Consider the following 14,677-nt stretch of genomic DNA (forward strand, 5'->3'; position numbering starts at 1 on the left):
CCTGTTTCCGGTTCCCGCTTCCTGTTTCCCGGGACAATTTGGAAAAACATCACAGTTCTCGACCCGGATGCTCGAAATCTGAACCTGATTAGTTCTAGAATGAACGTCTCAGGGAACATCAGTTCCCACAATGTGATCCAGGTCACTTTAGATTTACTTACTTTGACAGACAATCGGGGTTACAGTTCATCCATGGATGTTTCACATATTGAAGATTACTACCAGAGATCACTGGTTGAAGTGGGTAAAGTACTCATGGGTCAGGAAGATCTGGTGGAAGGGGTCCTGATCGCATTATTTTGTGAGGGAAATGTCCTGATTGAAGGAGTTCCAGGCCTGGGTAAAACGCTGCTGGTCAACACCCTCAGTCACGTACTCTCCAGCGAGTTTCGCCGAATCCAGTTTACGCCTGACCTGATGCCTTCTGATATCACCGGCCACTCTGTGTATGACATGCACGAGCAGAAATTCACCTTTAACCAGGGGCCGTTATTTACGAATCTCTTACTGGCTGATGAAGTCAACCGGGCGCCCGCCAAAACACAGTCTGCGCTGCTGGAAGCAATGCAGGAGCGACAGGTGTCCGTCGATGGAAAGACCTATCCACTGCAGAGACCTTTCCTCACCATAGCGACACAGAATCCGCTGGAACAGGAAGGGACCTACCCGCTCCCGGAAGCCCAGCTGGACCGCTTCATGTTCAAGTTACTTGTTGATTATCCCACTCAGGATCAGGAGAATGCGATTCTGGATCTGTATGCTGCGGGAAAAGATAACCGGAATCTGAACAGTTTCGGGATCGAACCGGTGCTCAATACAGAAACCATCCTCGCGATTCAGCAGCGTGCGACAGAAATCATTGTGGAACCTTCCATCATTCAATATATCACATCCATTGTCCAGAGAACCCGCAGCTGGCATACCATTGAAGTCGGGGCCAGCCCGCGTGCCAGTGTAAATCTGCTGATCGGATCTCGTGTCATGGCTGCCTGCCAGGGACGTGATTTTGTTGTGCCCGATGATGTGAAAGAACTCTCTTTGCCTGTTCTGCGACATCGGATTCGGTTGCACCCGGAAGCAGAAATCGAAGGGATGAAGGTCGATGAAGTCATTCGAGATATTCTGGAAAGCGTAGAGGCTCCCCGCCAATGATGCCTCGTCTGTCGTTGTTGTATCTGTTTGCTGCTGCCATGTTGCCCTTTGCCCTGGGGACGATCTGGCCGGCAGCGGGGCAGGCTGGAGTTTTAATCTGTCTGCTGGTATTTCTGTTCTCACTGATCGACCTGGTACTGACGCCTTCGCTGCTGGCAATAGAAGTGCATCGTGAAGTGAACGAAGTACTCAGTGTCGGCACTACAAACAGAGTGAAAATCTGGTTTAACAATCGAGGCGATGTTCCCCTGAAGATTCATGTGCACGATGAACCGCCTCTGCCTTGTCAGTACACTGATCTTCCGTTTGATATTGAACTCTTTCCGAACAAGCATCAATACAGCATCTATCATGTCGAGCCCCATCATCGCGGAAAGAACCGTTTTCGCCGCGTATTTCTACAGATGAAGAGTCGATTTGGGCTCTGGACCGTGTATGACGAGCGGGACATTCGTCAGGAGATTCGGATCTATCCCGATATTCAGGCTGTGCGTGGCGTAGAACTGCTGGCGCGTCGCAACCGACTGGCTGAAGCGGGGATCAAAATGTCACGATTACGTGGACGGGGAACGGATTTCGATCGGCTGCGTGAGTACCGACGGGGTGATGAATTTCGCAGTATCGACTGGAAAGCCACGTCGCGCCATCAGGAATTGATCAGTCGGGAATACGTGGTAGAGAAAAATCAGAATATCATATTTATTCTCGACTGTGGTCGTTCGATGTGTAATGCCGATGAAGGAGTCACGCACTTCGACCGGGCATTGAACGCTGCGATTTTATTAAGCTATGTTGCCCTCAGGCAGGGGGATACCGTTTCACTGATGGCCTGCTCCAGCAAGGTGGAACGCTGGGTACCTCCCATTCGTGGTGCCGGTTCGATTCAGAAACTGATCCGCCAGGTCTATGACCTGGAACCGATCTATGAGGCTTCCGATTATCGACTGATGTCGGAACAGCTGCAATTGCGTTATCGCAAACGATCACTGGTGGTCGTACTGACGCATGCTCTGGATGAAGTTCACCTGGAGTACCTGGGAAGCGCTCTGCGGATGATGCGCTGGCCACATCTGGTGTTGTCCGCCTTTTTACGCAACGTACCACTTGAGAATCGGATGAACTCCATTCCGGAGACAGACAGGGAAGCATTTCAGATTGCTGCTGCTGCTGAGATCGTTTCTTCTCAGACGCAGCAAATCTCCGCCTTGCAGAAATCAGGACTGCTTGTGCTGGACACGCTGCCGGAAAATCTGTCGGTGAATCTCATCAGCCGCTACCTGGATATCAAAGCAAGACAGCTGCTTTAGCCAGAGGTTGACTTTGACAGGAATGGAAGCAGGTCGGTGTGATGACCAATCATTTTCCAAATTCCGTTTTCTTTGCGAAACAGGCTTGTCGCGCGGATTTTGACTTTGACTGTTTTTCCATCAGGACCGACGTTATGTCCAATTTCATAGTTACTGACAATGGCCAGTTCCTGTCCGACTGTAATGTGCATCTCTTTCGCTTCGACTTTGCCCCCCAGTTTCATCGAAGCCGTTTTTTCCCATTCCGCAGCAATTGGTTTCCAGCCACGCAGAAAGCTGCCATCCGGGCCCATAAAAGTGATATCATCCTGGTGCGACCAGACTTTATTCATGGGTTCAACTTCCCCGGTAAACAGCTTATTCAGAGCCGCGTAAAACTGCTTCGCAGCGGTTCGCACCTTTTGCTGATCCTGTTCACTTGCAGATACGGATTGATTACAGTTCAGGCTAACGGCAGAAAATACGATCATCGCGACTTTAATCAGCTGTAATTTCATTTCGGAGTCTTTCTTCAGATTTTTGAATCAGCAAATGTTCTAAGCTGGTGTGGACTCTCAACACGCTTGTGCGGTAAGAGTCGATCTAATCCCGCGAATGTTAGCGTGGGCAGGAAAGTGAGTCTATCTGAGTATAGTTCATCAGAGTTCCTTCAGAGAGTAATTTATCTGACAGCATCAGGATTTTCAGGATTCATCAAATTAGTCCTGTGACAATGGATGCGCGGTATTAAACCATGTACGCCAGTTCGGTTATGCGGGTTGTGCGAATTGTATCTGGAAGTGTCCAGGTTGACCGGGGAATATTTCAGGATCGCTTGCGTGCAGTGAATCACTCATTTTTGCGAGAAACAGCGAGTCTTTGTTGAGTGTATATCTATAAATAGTCGATATTTATCAATAATTAACATATTAAGTTTCCGTGTAAGATATATGGGTTATGGTGTGAAATTCTGTCACACACGTTGCCCTCGGGCCTTTTTTCTTTTACTTGGATCTGGATGACTCGTATAATTATAAATCATTAAGTTTGCTAACGTTTCTGACTGGAGTCTTCTATGGCAGTCTGCTTAGTCCCCGTGAATCAAGGTCGCCCGATCGTGCTTGACAAGGCGATCATTCTTGTCGGACGCCATCCCGACTGTGATATCGTGATCAATGACAGTCCCAAAATCTCTCGCAAGCATTGTTGTCTTGCGATTGTTAATGACCGTCCCGTTGTTCGTGATCTGGGCAGTATGAACGGCGTGTATGTGAACGGGAAAAAGATTGACCAGCAGGCCTGGCTCAAACTGAATGATGAACTGAAAATTGGAAACGTTGCCTATCATCTGGAAAATATTGGCGCTGACTACCATAAGAAAAAAGAACTCTCTGACAGTCAATCTGAATCTGACAGCACCCCCACCAAAGCACCTTCGGTTCAGCACTTCAAAAAACCGACTAAAGACGTGGATATCTCTCAGCAGTTTCCGGTCGCCATTTCAGACAGTGGTCACAATGTGAGTGCAAACGAAATGCTACCCAGCGATGAGCTGGAGAGTGTTGACGACGAAGATGACGATGAAAATTATTCCGACAGTCACCGCTTTGAAGGGACTGGCTCCAACGTGGAATTTATTTCCTCTTCTTCGTAATCTTATCGACTGGCACATCTGGCTGCACTTCCACTGTTCTCTGCTTCATTTGCAACAGAATCGGATGCCAGAATCGGAAGTGGGCGATCGTAAATATCAACAGCAGTGTGACGCAACTGATGATTGCGCCGATCAGGAACCAGCCTGATTGATACGCCCACACCACTTCATGTTTCCCCGCCTCAAGTTTTACCCCGCGATACATGCCTTCGATCAGTTCTGCTTCAGCAGGTTGTCCATCAACGTAGACCTTCCAGCCAGGATACATCAGATCGGTTAAAATCAGTGTATTTTCTGTGGGAGTTTCTGCCTCAATTTTAATTTCATTCGCACGATATTCGGTAATCGTGGCGCTTTGATTTGCTTCGGGATGCAACCAGGCAAGCCGCCCCCGGGAATCCTGCAGTTCATAAAAATAAAGCGGTTCGTCGAATCTTCCCCAGGCGGGATTAATCACAGCGTCGAAATCACTCCAGACTGGTTTTACGGGCCAATGGTTCAAATCGAGTCGATGCTGGCTGAGGATGTGTGTCACACCAGCTTTGCGGAGCCAGTCAATCTGCTCGGGGGTCGCAGGCTCTTTAAATGGCAATGGTTGAGGCATTGTCAGTTCAGGATTGAAATACTGTTCGGGACCAATCCCCAGATAAACGGGTGTGGAAGAAACGCCCAGCAGAGTTGGTAAGTTCGCTCCCGGAGCAAACAGGCGGACCGGTTTGCCATATTCGGTCACGATTTTTTTGAGCGCACTTTGATCAACATTATTAATCGGCGGATTGGGAATAATAGCGGCATAGGTGACATAGCGGCTGACGACCCAGAAATCGGCTGTAGTAATCAGGCAGATAACGGCGACTGCCAACAGCCGAAGGTGACGATGCCAGTTTGTTGTCAGTCGTTCCAGGCAGACACCAGCGATGACTGCGACAGCAAATGTGGTCAGGATTCCATAGCGACCGGGGCCCGTGAAGAAGCTGAAGCCAGGCAGATGCCTGGTGAGGGGGAGGAACCAGCCTGGCGTGTACAACAACGCCAGGAACCCGATCACCGCCAGCAGGATCAGCCTGCGGTCGCGCGTCCAGGCACCACTCCACGTTCCATAAATCAGCAGTAGAATTGAGACAATTCCGAAGTACAGATGCGCTTCGACCTGATTCGTGGCATCGTCTCCGGGGGCCAGACCGGCATCGAGATTCACTTCGTAAGGATACCAGGCCCAGGGAGCAACGACCTGTGAGAGATACCAGGCCGGGATGTGACCATAACCGGGCTGATGCGATCGCTCACCGACTTCGGCCCGCTGACTGAGTTGTTTCAGTTCCCAGGTCGGAGCGAGCTGAACTGCCGAGAGTGCATAGGTGGAAATAAATGCAAACAATAACAGGATTATGGTTCGTCTGCGATACGGTTTGAGTGCATCGGTCGTTTCGTCGCGACTGAACCAGATGCGGGCAGGAATATAAACGACCAGCATTAACTGCGTGATGAATGCCAGGTTGAAGTGGCCAGGCAGAATCTGCATCGTCAATGCGAAGCACAGCAGGATCGCATACCGCCAGTAGCGGGTCTGAAAGAATGATTCAACGCACCATAAGGTCAACGGGAGCCACGCACCACCAATGATAGCCCATTCCAGGCAGATTCGCGAAGGGAACCACCCATACGTGTAGACCAGTCCTGCAAACAGAGCGGCGACCAGGGAGTAGCCCAGTCGTTTCACATACAGGCCGGTGAAGACGAATGCCAGGATGTAATGCAGAATCTGCACGAAGTTGTAAGCGGTGTTGACGGGGAGAAAACGATAGGCGAAATAGTTGAAGGGGTAGAAAGCCCCGGTCTGGCTTTCTGCAACCAGGGGGACACCATGACCAATGTTGGAATTCCAGAGTGGAAATTCTCCCGCCTGCAGTCGTTCAGCAAAGAACGTCTTTTGCGGAAAGAAATAGGTGTAAAGGTCACCGCCGATCAGTCCGCCACCCGCCCAGAGACCGTACCAGAAGATCCATGTCAGTCCGATGGCAATCGCGAGGATCGTGCCCGCAAAGACAGGAGTACCGGCAGGGGATGCGGTTTCCGGCTGGGTTGACCGGGTTTTCTGCTTTGAAGAACGACTCAAACGACTGAACCTTGTGCTGACAAAATAAAAGCGGCCTGGAATGACAAGTCTTGTATTCTAAGCCGCTGGATATGATGTCTCAACTTACAGGAGCAGATGTTATTCACCAAACATCCGGTTTAGTCGATCCTGATGGTAAGCCAGCTTCTCTGCTGAGCTCATGGCTGCGAAGTCAGGCGTTCCTTTCCCGTTCGTCGTTGCAGGTTTGGCAGACGTTGTTTTCGCACTTCCGGCAGCAGGTTTGCTGGCTGTTTTTGTTGCAGGGAAGCTGAATGTTTTTCCGTCTTCTCCCCCATAGCTCATCACCGCGGTCTGGTAAGTCAGGTCCACGTCCAGTTCACGCGTCGGTTTGATGCCCAGTTCCTGCAACACGCCATGATAGGCTTTGACAGCTTCGACCGGTTGAATCTTGTCTTCGACCAGGTAACGCAGGAATTGAATAAATGCCAGTTGATGCTCGGCCTGATTGATCTTCCGACCAAACAGGGCCACACGACCACCATATTTTTTCGCATCGTAAATCAACTGGAACGCATCAAGGGTCGTTCCCGCTGAACCACCGAGGATGCCTACAATCAAATGAGGATCGTAGGCGACCAGTTCCTCCATGGCCCGGGGACCATGATAGACCATTTTCAGGAAGGTGGGACGTCCAGCTGTCGCGACACCTGCCAGGGTGCGGGCAATCAGGTCATTGATAAATCCCGGTGCGAGGTCGGCGGCGATGGCCGTACTGATATTGGGATCGAAGATTTCCAGGAAGTGGCGGAACTTTTTGCGTTCGGCTTCTTCCCGGAATTCTTTGTAACGTTCGAGGGTGGCCAGATCCTCTTCCAGATTGTTATTAAAGGTTACTGAGTAAAGACCCAGGTCGGCACCATAGGCGCGTTCTTCCGGAGCACAATCGAGGTGGCCACATTGAATGTGATCCAGGCTGGCCGAGCGAAATGGTTTCGCAGGCGACAAATGGATTTTTCCGCCTCGGGGAACGTGCACGTCAGTTGTGTCGTTGGCCCGGGCAGCCGGTGTGATCGGCGAATTGTCGAACAGGCGTTCGTCAATCGTCAGTTTCTCGCTGGTACTGGCAGACATCAGAACGATGTCGACCACTTCCTGCTTGATCACTTCCCGGATCTGTTCCCGGTACTCCGCCAGCGTTTTGTATTTGAGTTCCTGGTCATGCCGTTCTGGAGACAAGCCGGGAGCACCAATTCCGAACGCCATGTCGGCGTCTTTGGCATCCGCGATAATAAACTCTTTGGAACCACTGGGGTCCTTATGAATCGACTGCAGCTTCCTGTCGAGTGATTTTTCCATCAGACAATCATTTCAATACAAAACGCAAGTAAACAGAATGCAACAAAACTCAAGGTGTCATTTCTGGCTCAGTGGCCACCCAGCACTTTGTCCACGGTTTCCCGCAGAACTTTTCCGGACTGGGTGAGTGCCAGTTGTTCTTTCGGCCAGAGTTCAATTTCCAGGTGTTTCATCACACCGGAACGACCCATGACAGTCGGAACGGAAATACAGACGTCCCGCAGTCCAAAGGCGCCATTCTGCAGCGAAGAGACAGGCAGAATGCGACGCTGATCGAGGGCGATACAGTGCACGACATCAGCGATACTGACGCCGACTGCAAAACCGGCTCCCCCTTTTTTCTTGATGACTTCGGCTCCGCTGCCACGAGTTTTCTTTTCGACTTCGGCAATCAGGCTGGGGTTACAGCCCGGGAATTTTTCAAGGGGCAGTCCACCAATTTGCGCGGCAGACCAGATGGGAACCATGCTGTCGCCATGCTCTCCCAGGATCAGGGTTGAAACCTGGGTCGGCGGCACGTCCAGACGGGCCGCCAGCATACTGCGAAGACGGGTTGTGTCGAGCACAGTACCCAGGCCGATCACCTGTTGTGGTGGCAGGCCGAGTTCTTTCATTGCCAAATATGTCAGCACGTCCACCGGATTGGAAACGACAAACACAATCGCGCCCGGCTTGGTTCCGACACGCTTCACATCTTCCAGAATGTTTTTGAACAGAGCCACGTTTCGGTTAATCAGATCCAGACGGCTTTCATCCGGCTTACGTCGCAGACCGGCGGTGATTACGATCACGTCGCTGTCTTTCACAAGTTCGGTGCCACCAGCGTAGATTTTCTGATCGGCGGTCAAAGAACTGCCATGCAACAGATCCAGTGCCTGGCCTTCGACCAGGTCCTGATTGACGTCTACCAGAGCGATTTCCCGGACGATGCCTCCGGCCTGTAATGCAAAGGCGGCACAGGAGCCAACGAGCCCGCCACCACCGATAATACTGACATTCATGTTGAGATCTTTTCTATATGACGATGTGATGCGTGTTATATAAAATGAGAATACAGGGATTATTTACCCAGAGCCGACATGACCTGATCGGTGATCGCTTTGATCAAGTGATCTGAGTTACCGTTATTGGTCGTGGGGGTCGTCTGCGTAGAAGGTTTCGACAGGTATCCGGGATAGCTGGGAGCGGGTTCGAAAGATTTCTGTTGAGGAATCCCTTCTTTGTAGCCATCACGGAATGCACTGTTACCACACAGATCACAGTCTTCGACGTGGAAGCGTGGATCATCAAATCCGAGTTTTTTCTTCAGGTCGAGCAGTTCGCGGGTTTCGTTTTCGCTGAAGTAAGTCACGCGACCCAGCTGTTTGGAAAGCAGCAGGATATTGCAGTAGGCATCCAGAATTTCTGTTTTCCAGTACGCGTCTTCCAGTGACTTTCCAAAGGTCACGGTACCGTGACCGGTCAGGATGATCGTGTTTGTGCCCCCTTTGAGGAACGGCACTACCGTGTCAGCGAACTTCTGTCCGCCGGGAGTTTCGTAAGGAGCCATCGGAACTTCACCCATGAAGACTTCTACTTCGGGCAGCACACATTGAGGAATGGGCTCGCGGGCAACAGCAAAGGCGGTCGCGTGAGGAGGGTGACAGTGCACAACCGCTTTGACGTCCGGACGCTCTTTCATGATCGCCAGGTGCAACAGGATTTCACTGGTGCGTTTCCGTGTGCCGGCGATCTGGTTTCCGTCGAGGTCGACAGCGCAGATATCGTCTGGTTTCATGAAACCTTTGCAGATCATGGTCGGTGAGCAGAGCACTTCGTTTTCGCCAACACGAATGGATATGTTTCCGTCGTTGGCTGCTGCGAAGCCCTTGTTGTAGACGCGACGTCCGATTTCGCAGATTTCTTCTTTCAGCTTCCGATCATGAATTCCACTGGTCCATTGATTTGACATGGTTTTAACTCCAAACGTTAATAAAATATGTGATTTGTGTCAGGGGATTGATTTCAAACTTGTCTCAGTAAACTTCAACCTGATCGAGAATGGCTGACACATACGCGTCAATCGGTTTCACTTCAGGATGAAAGGGAGCGGCTGCTTCTGCTCCTTCGCTGACTGCAATCTGGCAGCCAGGTGAGGCACCCAGCTCATCGTATATGATAAACGGTTCCGTTTTTTTCTTCTTTTTTGAATTCAGTTCATCACTCTTCAAAGGAATCGCGATCAGCCAGCGAGCACCATCCAGACTGGGATGCTTGCGAGATAAGGTCACTTTTCCGATGACTTCTGCGATTTTCATAATTCTTTACTTTCAGCAGATCAATTTCCCTGGGGAATGCCTGCCTTGACGAATGTTTTGACCAGGTTTCTCAGTTCGATAAACGATTTCTGTTTCGGATTCACGCAAATCAGGTTCGGACTCATCTGCGAAATGACATCTCGCAAGTGATTGACGTCCTGCACTGCTGCCCCCCTGACTTTCTGATTTCGATTTGCCAGGCAGGCTGCTTTTTCTGCCGCAGAAGCAAACAGGACCACTCCTGCAGCATCGGCACGACACAGGCTGCTGGTCGCATCCTGGACAGCATGATCCAGTGAAGTACTTAATTCCTGTGACCAGCGTGAGCCAGTCTGTTGTTCGATATCAGTCAGGGCATTTTCCACGGCTGAGGAATGAGTGAGTACAATCGCCCGCCACTGGCTTCTCTGCTGTGTTGAAGCAGATGATGTCGAAGCACGATGCACGCTGATCTGATTCTGACGTATATAATCTTTTGCAGTGGGTGTCAGGATGGCGCCCGCGACGATGCCGACGGCTGCCTGTCCTTTGACTTTTGCGGATAACAGATCCGCCGTGATGACTTTTTCTGTTAACACCACTGAAGCATCAGACGCAGCAGCGCCTGTGTGCTGAGCGACCTGCCCCTGGCGGGAAAGGTTCGACAGTACATTGGCGACTACCTGGTTGACTAATTCTTCAGAAAACTGCATGACTCTGTAATCTACTCTTATTCTGTTTTGTTTATTCGCGATCAATGACGCCCATCGTGGCCCAGCGAATGGGAGTATTATTGGTTCCTACCATGTCCCGGACGGCTGCACCGTCGGAAGTCAGCAGGACAATATCCCCTTTGCCACAGCCCAGGCGGTCGATGACCAGTTCCGGAAATCCATCGGCGTTGCCTTTGATATCCAGGGTCTGGACCAGCAATAAGCGCCAGCCGGCAAGACTGGGATGTTTTGCCGTTGCGGTAGCTCGTCCTATGACCTGTCCTGTCAACATGTGAATGTCATTCCTGCAGCGGAGTTCCGCTTGATTGTCTGTTTAATTAAATAACCCGTAAGTGTCCCACGGTGGTGGAACGACGGAACCGTGTGAATGTCATGGGGTTGGTGACGCCTTCACCTGTCGGAGTGGCGATGCTGAATGAAGCATAGCCTTCTCCCCCGTTCCCCAGGGCAGCGCCACAGGGACCATTCTGTACAAACAGAGTGGTATCCATAATGCGTCCCATTTTGGTAATGGTTTCGATATTGCGGGAATGGATCATACTGGTATGACGGAACCCGTGTTCGAATTCTTTGGCCAGTTCAATGCCGTGGTCTGCGTTGCGGCAGCGGACGAATGGCACGAATGGCATCATCTGTTCTTCCGGCACGAATGGATTCATGGTGTCGGTTTCACCGTAGAGCAACTGTGTTCCTGGTGGCACATTGACGCCGATCAAGCCGGCGAGGACAGCGGCATCTTTACCGACCAGATCACGGTTGAGAACAGCGTGTCCTCCCGGTTCTGTGGGAGGCGAGAATGCCAGAGCTGTCAGCTGTGTAACCTGCTGATCATTCAACTGATAACCCCCGTGTCGCCCCATGGCAGACATCAGTTCGTTGAAGATGCTCTCCACGGCAAAGACTTCTTTTTCGCCGATACATAGCAGGTTGTTATCGTAGGCGGCACCCGCAATGATTGACTGGGCAGCGTTTTCGATGTCCGCGGTTTCATCCACGACGACGGGCGGATTACCGGGGCCTGCGACAATCGCACGTTTCTTGGCAGCCAATGCAGCCCGGGCGACTCCAGGGCCACCAGTGACACACAGCAGTGGAACGCCACGATGATTAAAGATCTGGTCTGCCGTTTCGAGTGTAGGGGTCTCGACAATTGTGACCAGATTCTGCAGGCCGGTTGCCTGGTAAATGGCTTTGTTGAAGCGACGCACACCTTCGCAGGCAACTTTGGCTCCGCCGGGATGCGGATTCACAACCAGTGTATTTCCGGAGGCGACCATGTTGATGAAGTTACAGGCCAGGGTCGGCAGTGAGTGTGTTACGGGAGTGATGGCACCGATGACGCCGAAGGGGGCGTATTCAGTTATACCGATCCCGTAGTCACCAGAGACGGCTTCGGTCCTCATGAATTCCATACCGGGAATGCCTTTGATCAGGTGCAGCTTTTCGATCTTATGATCCAGCCGACCGATTTTTGTCTCTTCCATTTCCATGCGACCGAGTTCATCGGCCTGGCTGGTACAGATCTGTCGGACGATTTCCAGTGCTTTGGCCCGGTCAGCCAGAGTGGCGTTCAACAGTTGTTTCTGTCCTGCGGTGGCTGCAGCGACGGCCTGATCGACACTGCGGAAGACACCCCAGTCACCATCCGTTTGAGTGGTGGCGGAAGCGGATCCATAGCCGCCTTTGTTATTAAGTTGTGATAACACTTCCTGAACGACACTACGAATGGCTTCTTCAGTCGCCTGCATAATTTATTTCTCCCCGAGCAGTCCGGCGTTGAGTTTGATAACTCGCAGCGGCTGTCTCAGTCTGTGATATTTCAGTTTTGATGTTCCAGGTTATAGTTTTCCATCTGGTTGCGAATCCATGCGTCCAGTTTCGATTTCGTGGGCATTGAAGCAATCATGACCAGCAGCAAAATTACTACCGGAATGAAAGCCAGTTTCTGTTTTTCAATAACGACAGCAAACAGATTGAGCATGGCGGCTCCTTCCAGTAAGGCCATTCCGATAATCAGTCGCACCAGAAAGATCTGATAAAATGTTCCCAGCAGCTGTTCTTCATCCTGATTCCCTTCTGCTTGCGCCTCCTGCATTGCCTGTGTAAATTGATTACGGGCAACCAGATTGGGAACAACCATTCGCAGCACCAGCATCAGAGCTGCAATACCCATTCCCAGATATGTCATGATGGGTAATCCCTTCCCCGGTTCTTCTTTCAGTCCGATTGAAGTCACAATAATTCCGAATGTCACCACACCCAGGATCAACGCAAGCCAGATGACAGTCATCATCATCTGTCGCTGTTGCAGTGTGATTTGTGGCAATTCTCGGGACATGCTGTGTTTCCGGAACAGAACGAAGGTCAATCCGTTGAGTTAAAAATTTCTCTGGAACCAATGTGAACCTGATCGACTATGCCGATGATGGCTGCGTCGATTGGCAGTGATTTCGTTTCGGGTGTGAAACGGGCCGATGACCCCTGCACACACAATACGATTTCGCCCTGCCCTGCCCCCACGGTATCGACGACGATAAACGATCGTCCGGTGGGAGTCAGATCACTCTGGTCTTTTTCGTTGACGCGCAACGGTTCGACAATCAGCAGTTTCTGACCGACCATCGTTTCGACTTTCTGAGACGAAACAACACTGCCGGTTATGCGTCCTATAAACATCGAACCAACTCCTGTAAAATCCTCTAAGGGATAACTGTATTCTCCAGGCGTTACGAACGCCCTTCAATGACCTCGACGGTCTGTCTGCCGACTACAATCTCCTCATTCGTAGGCACAACCCAGATTTGTACTTTACTGTCGTCCGCCTGGATTTGAGCCTCATGCGAGGCTGACTTGTTCTTTTCAGAATCCAGACGAATTCCCGCCCATTCCAGGTTGCTGCAGACTTTTTCTCTTAAGCTGACACTGTTCTCACCGATTCCACCTGTGAAAACAATCGCATCCACGCCTCCCAGTACCGTCATGTAGGCTCCCAGGTATTGACGGATGGCTGAGTGAAACACGCCCAGTGCAAGTTGCGCCCGTTTGTGTCCTTTGGCGGCCGCTTCTTCCAGATCGCGACAGTCACCACTCAATCCGCTCATGCCCAGTAAGCCTCCTTTGCTCGACAGGTCTTCCAGCAGTTCCGCCAGCGATTTCCCGGTGGCCTTCATCAGAACCGGCAGAGCAAACGGATCAAAATCACCCACACGGTTATTGTGAGGCAACCCTGTCTGAGGGCTCATTCCCAGACTGTTGGCCTTGGAGACACCACTCTCGATGGCACACACAGAGCTGCTGCCTCCCAGGTGGCAGGATATCACCTTCAGATCGTCTTTACCGGTGAGCTCGGCCATACGAGAGCCGATATACCGGTGGCTGGCGCCATGAAACCCCCAGCGCTGGACTTCGTATTCTTCCTGCCATTCATGGGGAATGGCATAAGCACGATTTTCAGCAGGAATGGTTTCATGGAAGGCGGTTTCCAGTGCAGCAACCAGCGGGATTTCAGGGAACGCCTGCCGCAGTTGTCGCATGGCCCGGGCATAGGGAGGGTTATGAGCAGGTGCAATATCTGCCAGCGCCTCCATTTTGGTCAGTAACGCTTCATCGACCAGACGTATGCCACTCATGTTTCCGGCAAAGACTGCTTTGAAACCAATACCGGCTACTTCGTCTGCGGAATCAAGGCAACCCCAGTCGGAGTTGGTCAATTGCGACAGACATAAGTTGACGGCAGCCGCATGGTCGGGCACATTCTGTTCGTGCTCTTCCCGATGCGCACCAATTTCGACGAAACAAAAACTCTGTTCCCCACCAATTCGATCGATGCCGCCGCGGGCAAGCTGCACTTCGGCTGGCATATCGAACAGGCGATATTTGAAACTGGTGGAACCTAAATTGGCAACAAGTACTTTCATTGCAGGAATCCATTCTGTGACTTAAAGACTGGTGTTTCGACTTCCTTTTCCCCGTTGCTCACACGTTGAGCAGTGGGAAGAACCAACAGTGTCTCTTTTAGATAAAGTTTGACATCAGGCCTGCGGAGGGGCGTGCGATCACGTGTGCGCCAACCAGTTCTCCGATTTGAGAAGCAGCTGCGGCACCAGCGTCAACGGCGGCACGAACCGAACCGATATCTCCCT

At 51.3% G+C, this 14,677-nt stretch carries 16 protein-coding genes; 3 read left to right on the forward strand and 13 right to left on the reverse strand.

Annotated elements, in window-relative coordinates; all coding sequences use genetic code 11:
- Positions 1–192 precede the first annotated feature (192 nt).
- Complete coding sequence (locus AACZ40_RS06120; protein ID WP_291166460.1) at positions 193–1,152, forward strand: MoxR family ATPase; 960 nt, start codon at positions 193–195, stop codon at positions 1,150–1,152.
- Positions 1,149–2,459 (forward strand): DUF58 domain-containing protein, encoded by a 1,311-nt coding sequence (locus tag AACZ40_RS06125; RefSeq protein WP_291166458.1) that lies wholly within the window; start codon positions 1,149–1,151, stop codon positions 2,457–2,459. The genes AACZ40_RS06120 and AACZ40_RS06125 overlap by 4 nt, the downstream gene beginning before the upstream one ends.
- On the opposite strand, the gene AACZ40_RS06130 is transcribed toward AACZ40_RS06125, so the two are convergent.
- Positions 2,456–2,956, reverse strand: coding sequence for a nuclear transport factor 2 family protein (locus AACZ40_RS06130; RefSeq protein ID WP_291166456.1), 501 nt, complete (start codon positions 2,954–2,956; stop codon positions 2,456–2,458). The genes AACZ40_RS06125 and AACZ40_RS06130 overlap by 4 nt on opposite strands.
- A 557-nt stretch (positions 2,957–3,513) precedes the next feature.
- Between AACZ40_RS06130 and AACZ40_RS06135 the strand changes: the two genes are divergently transcribed.
- Positions 3,514–4,092, forward strand: a complete 579-nt coding sequence (locus AACZ40_RS06135) for an FHA domain-containing protein (protein ID WP_291166455.1) — start codon at positions 3,514–3,516, stop codon at positions 4,090–4,092.
- Here the strand turns inward: AACZ40_RS06135 and AACZ40_RS06140 are convergent.
- From AACZ40_RS06140 to AACZ40_RS06195, 12 genes are all read right to left on the reverse strand, one after another.
- Positions 4,073–6,208: a YfhO family protein gene (locus AACZ40_RS06140; RefSeq protein ID WP_291166453.1), complete on the reverse strand. Its 2,136-nt coding sequence runs from the start codon at positions 6,206–6,208 to the stop codon at positions 4,073–4,075. The genes AACZ40_RS06135 and AACZ40_RS06140 overlap by 20 nt on opposite strands.
- A 99-nt stretch (positions 6,209–6,307) precedes the next feature.
- Complete coding sequence (locus tag AACZ40_RS06145; RefSeq protein ID WP_291166451.1) at positions 6,308–7,525, reverse strand: hypothetical protein; 1,218 nt, start codon at positions 7,523–7,525, stop codon at positions 6,308–6,310.
- Between the two features lie 68 nt (positions 7,526–7,593).
- On the reverse strand, positions 7,594–8,526 hold the full coding sequence (locus AACZ40_RS06150) for a lactate/malate dehydrogenase family protein (RefSeq protein ID WP_291166449.1): 933 nt from the start codon (positions 8,524–8,526) through the stop codon (positions 7,594–7,596).
- A gap of 59 nt (positions 8,527–8,585) precedes the next feature.
- Positions 8,586–9,476 (reverse strand): class II aldolase/adducin family protein, encoded by an 891-nt coding sequence (locus AACZ40_RS06155; RefSeq protein ID WP_291166447.1) that lies wholly within the window; start codon positions 9,474–9,476, stop codon positions 8,586–8,588.
- 64 nt (positions 9,477–9,540) lie between these two features.
- Positions 9,541–9,822, reverse strand: coding sequence for a EutN/CcmL family microcompartment protein (locus AACZ40_RS06160; protein WP_291166445.1), 282 nt, complete (start codon positions 9,820–9,822; stop codon positions 9,541–9,543).
- A gap of 20 nt (positions 9,823–9,842) precedes the next feature.
- A complete protein-coding gene (locus tag AACZ40_RS06165) occupies positions 9,843–10,514 on the reverse strand; it encodes a hypothetical protein (RefSeq protein ID WP_291166443.1) in 672 nt (223 codons plus the stop codon).
- Positions 10,515–10,545: 31 nt separating this feature from the next.
- A complete protein-coding gene (locus tag AACZ40_RS06170) occupies positions 10,546–10,806 on the reverse strand; it encodes a EutN/CcmL family microcompartment protein (protein ID WP_002647073.1) in 261 nt (86 codons plus the stop codon).
- Positions 10,807–10,852: 46 nt separating this feature from the next.
- Positions 10,853–12,283 carry an aldehyde dehydrogenase EutE gene (locus AACZ40_RS06175; RefSeq protein ID WP_291166440.1) on the reverse strand — a complete coding sequence of 477 codons (1,431 nt, stop codon included), beginning with the start codon at positions 12,281–12,283 and terminating at the stop codon, positions 10,853–10,855.
- A 71-nt stretch (positions 12,284–12,354) separates the two neighbouring features.
- A complete protein-coding gene (locus AACZ40_RS06180) occupies positions 12,355–12,873 on the reverse strand; it encodes a hypothetical protein (protein WP_291166438.1) in 519 nt (172 codons plus the stop codon).
- Positions 12,874–12,899: 26 nt separating this feature from the next.
- A complete protein-coding gene (locus tag AACZ40_RS06185; protein ID WP_291166436.1) occupies positions 12,900–13,211 on the reverse strand; it encodes a EutN/CcmL family microcompartment protein in 312 nt (103 codons plus the stop codon).
- 50 nt (positions 13,212–13,261) lie between these two features.
- Positions 13,262–14,452 (reverse strand): acetate/propionate family kinase, encoded by a 1,191-nt coding sequence (locus AACZ40_RS06190; protein WP_291166434.1) that lies wholly within the window; start codon positions 14,450–14,452, stop codon positions 13,262–13,264.
- Between the two features lie 97 nt (positions 14,453–14,549).
- Complete coding sequence (locus tag AACZ40_RS06195) at positions 14,550–14,669, reverse strand: BMC domain-containing protein (RefSeq protein WP_339673627.1); 120 nt, start codon at positions 14,667–14,669, stop codon at positions 14,550–14,552.
- Between the last annotated feature and the right edge of the window lie 8 nt (positions 14,670–14,677).

The organism is uncultured Gimesia sp., from assembly GCF_963972345.1.
In the GTDB taxonomy this organism is placed as follows: Bacteria; Planctomycetota; Planctomycetia; order Planctomycetales; family Planctomycetaceae; genus Gimesia.

Coding starts and splice junctions, on each gene's coding strand:
- AACZ40_RS06120 (WP_291166460.1), top strand. CDS start 193: ATGGATGTTTCACATATTGAAGATTACTACCAGAGATCACTGGTTGAA.
- AACZ40_RS06125 (WP_291166458.1), top strand. CDS start 1,149: ATGATGCCTCGTCTGTCGTTGTTGTATCTGTTTGCTGCTGCCATGTTG.
- AACZ40_RS06130 (WP_291166456.1), bottom strand. CDS start 2,956: ATGAAATTACAGCTGATTAAAGTCGCGATGATCGTATTTTCTGCCGTT.
- AACZ40_RS06135 (WP_291166455.1), top strand. CDS start 3,514: ATGGCAGTCTGCTTAGTCCCCGTGAATCAAGGTCGCCCGATCGTGCTT.
- AACZ40_RS06145 (WP_291166451.1), bottom strand. CDS start 7,525: ATGGAAAAATCACTCGACAGGAAGCTGCAGTCGATTCATAAGGACCCC.
- AACZ40_RS06150 (WP_291166449.1), bottom strand. CDS start 8,526: ATGAATGTCAGTATTATCGGTGGTGGCGGGCTCGTTGGCTCCTGTGCC.
- AACZ40_RS06155 (WP_291166447.1), bottom strand. CDS start 9,476: ATGTCAAATCAATGGACCAGTGGAATTCATGATCGGAAGCTGAAAGAA.
- AACZ40_RS06160 (WP_291166445.1), bottom strand. CDS start 9,822: ATGAAAATCGCAGAAGTCATCGGAAAAGTGACCTTATCTCGCAAGCAT.
- AACZ40_RS06165 (WP_291166443.1), bottom strand. CDS start 10,514: ATGCAGTTTTCTGAAGAATTAGTCAACCAGGTAGTCGCCAATGTACTG.
- AACZ40_RS06170 (WP_002647073.1), bottom strand. CDS start 10,806: ATGTTGACAGGACAGGTCATAGGACGAGCTACCGCAACGGCAAAACAT.
- AACZ40_RS06175 (WP_291166440.1), bottom strand. CDS start 12,283: ATGCAGGCGACTGAAGAAGCCATTCGTAGTGTCGTTCAGGAAGTGTTA.
- AACZ40_RS06180 (WP_291166438.1), bottom strand. CDS start 12,873: ATGTCCCGAGAATTGCCACAAATCACACTGCAACAGCGACAGATGATG.
- AACZ40_RS06185 (WP_291166436.1), bottom strand. CDS start 13,211: ATGTTTATAGGACGCATAACCGGCAGTGTTGTTTCGTCTCAGAAAGTC.
- AACZ40_RS06190 (WP_291166434.1), bottom strand. CDS start 14,452: ATGAAAGTACTTGTTGCCAATTTAGGTTCCACCAGTTTCAAATATCGC.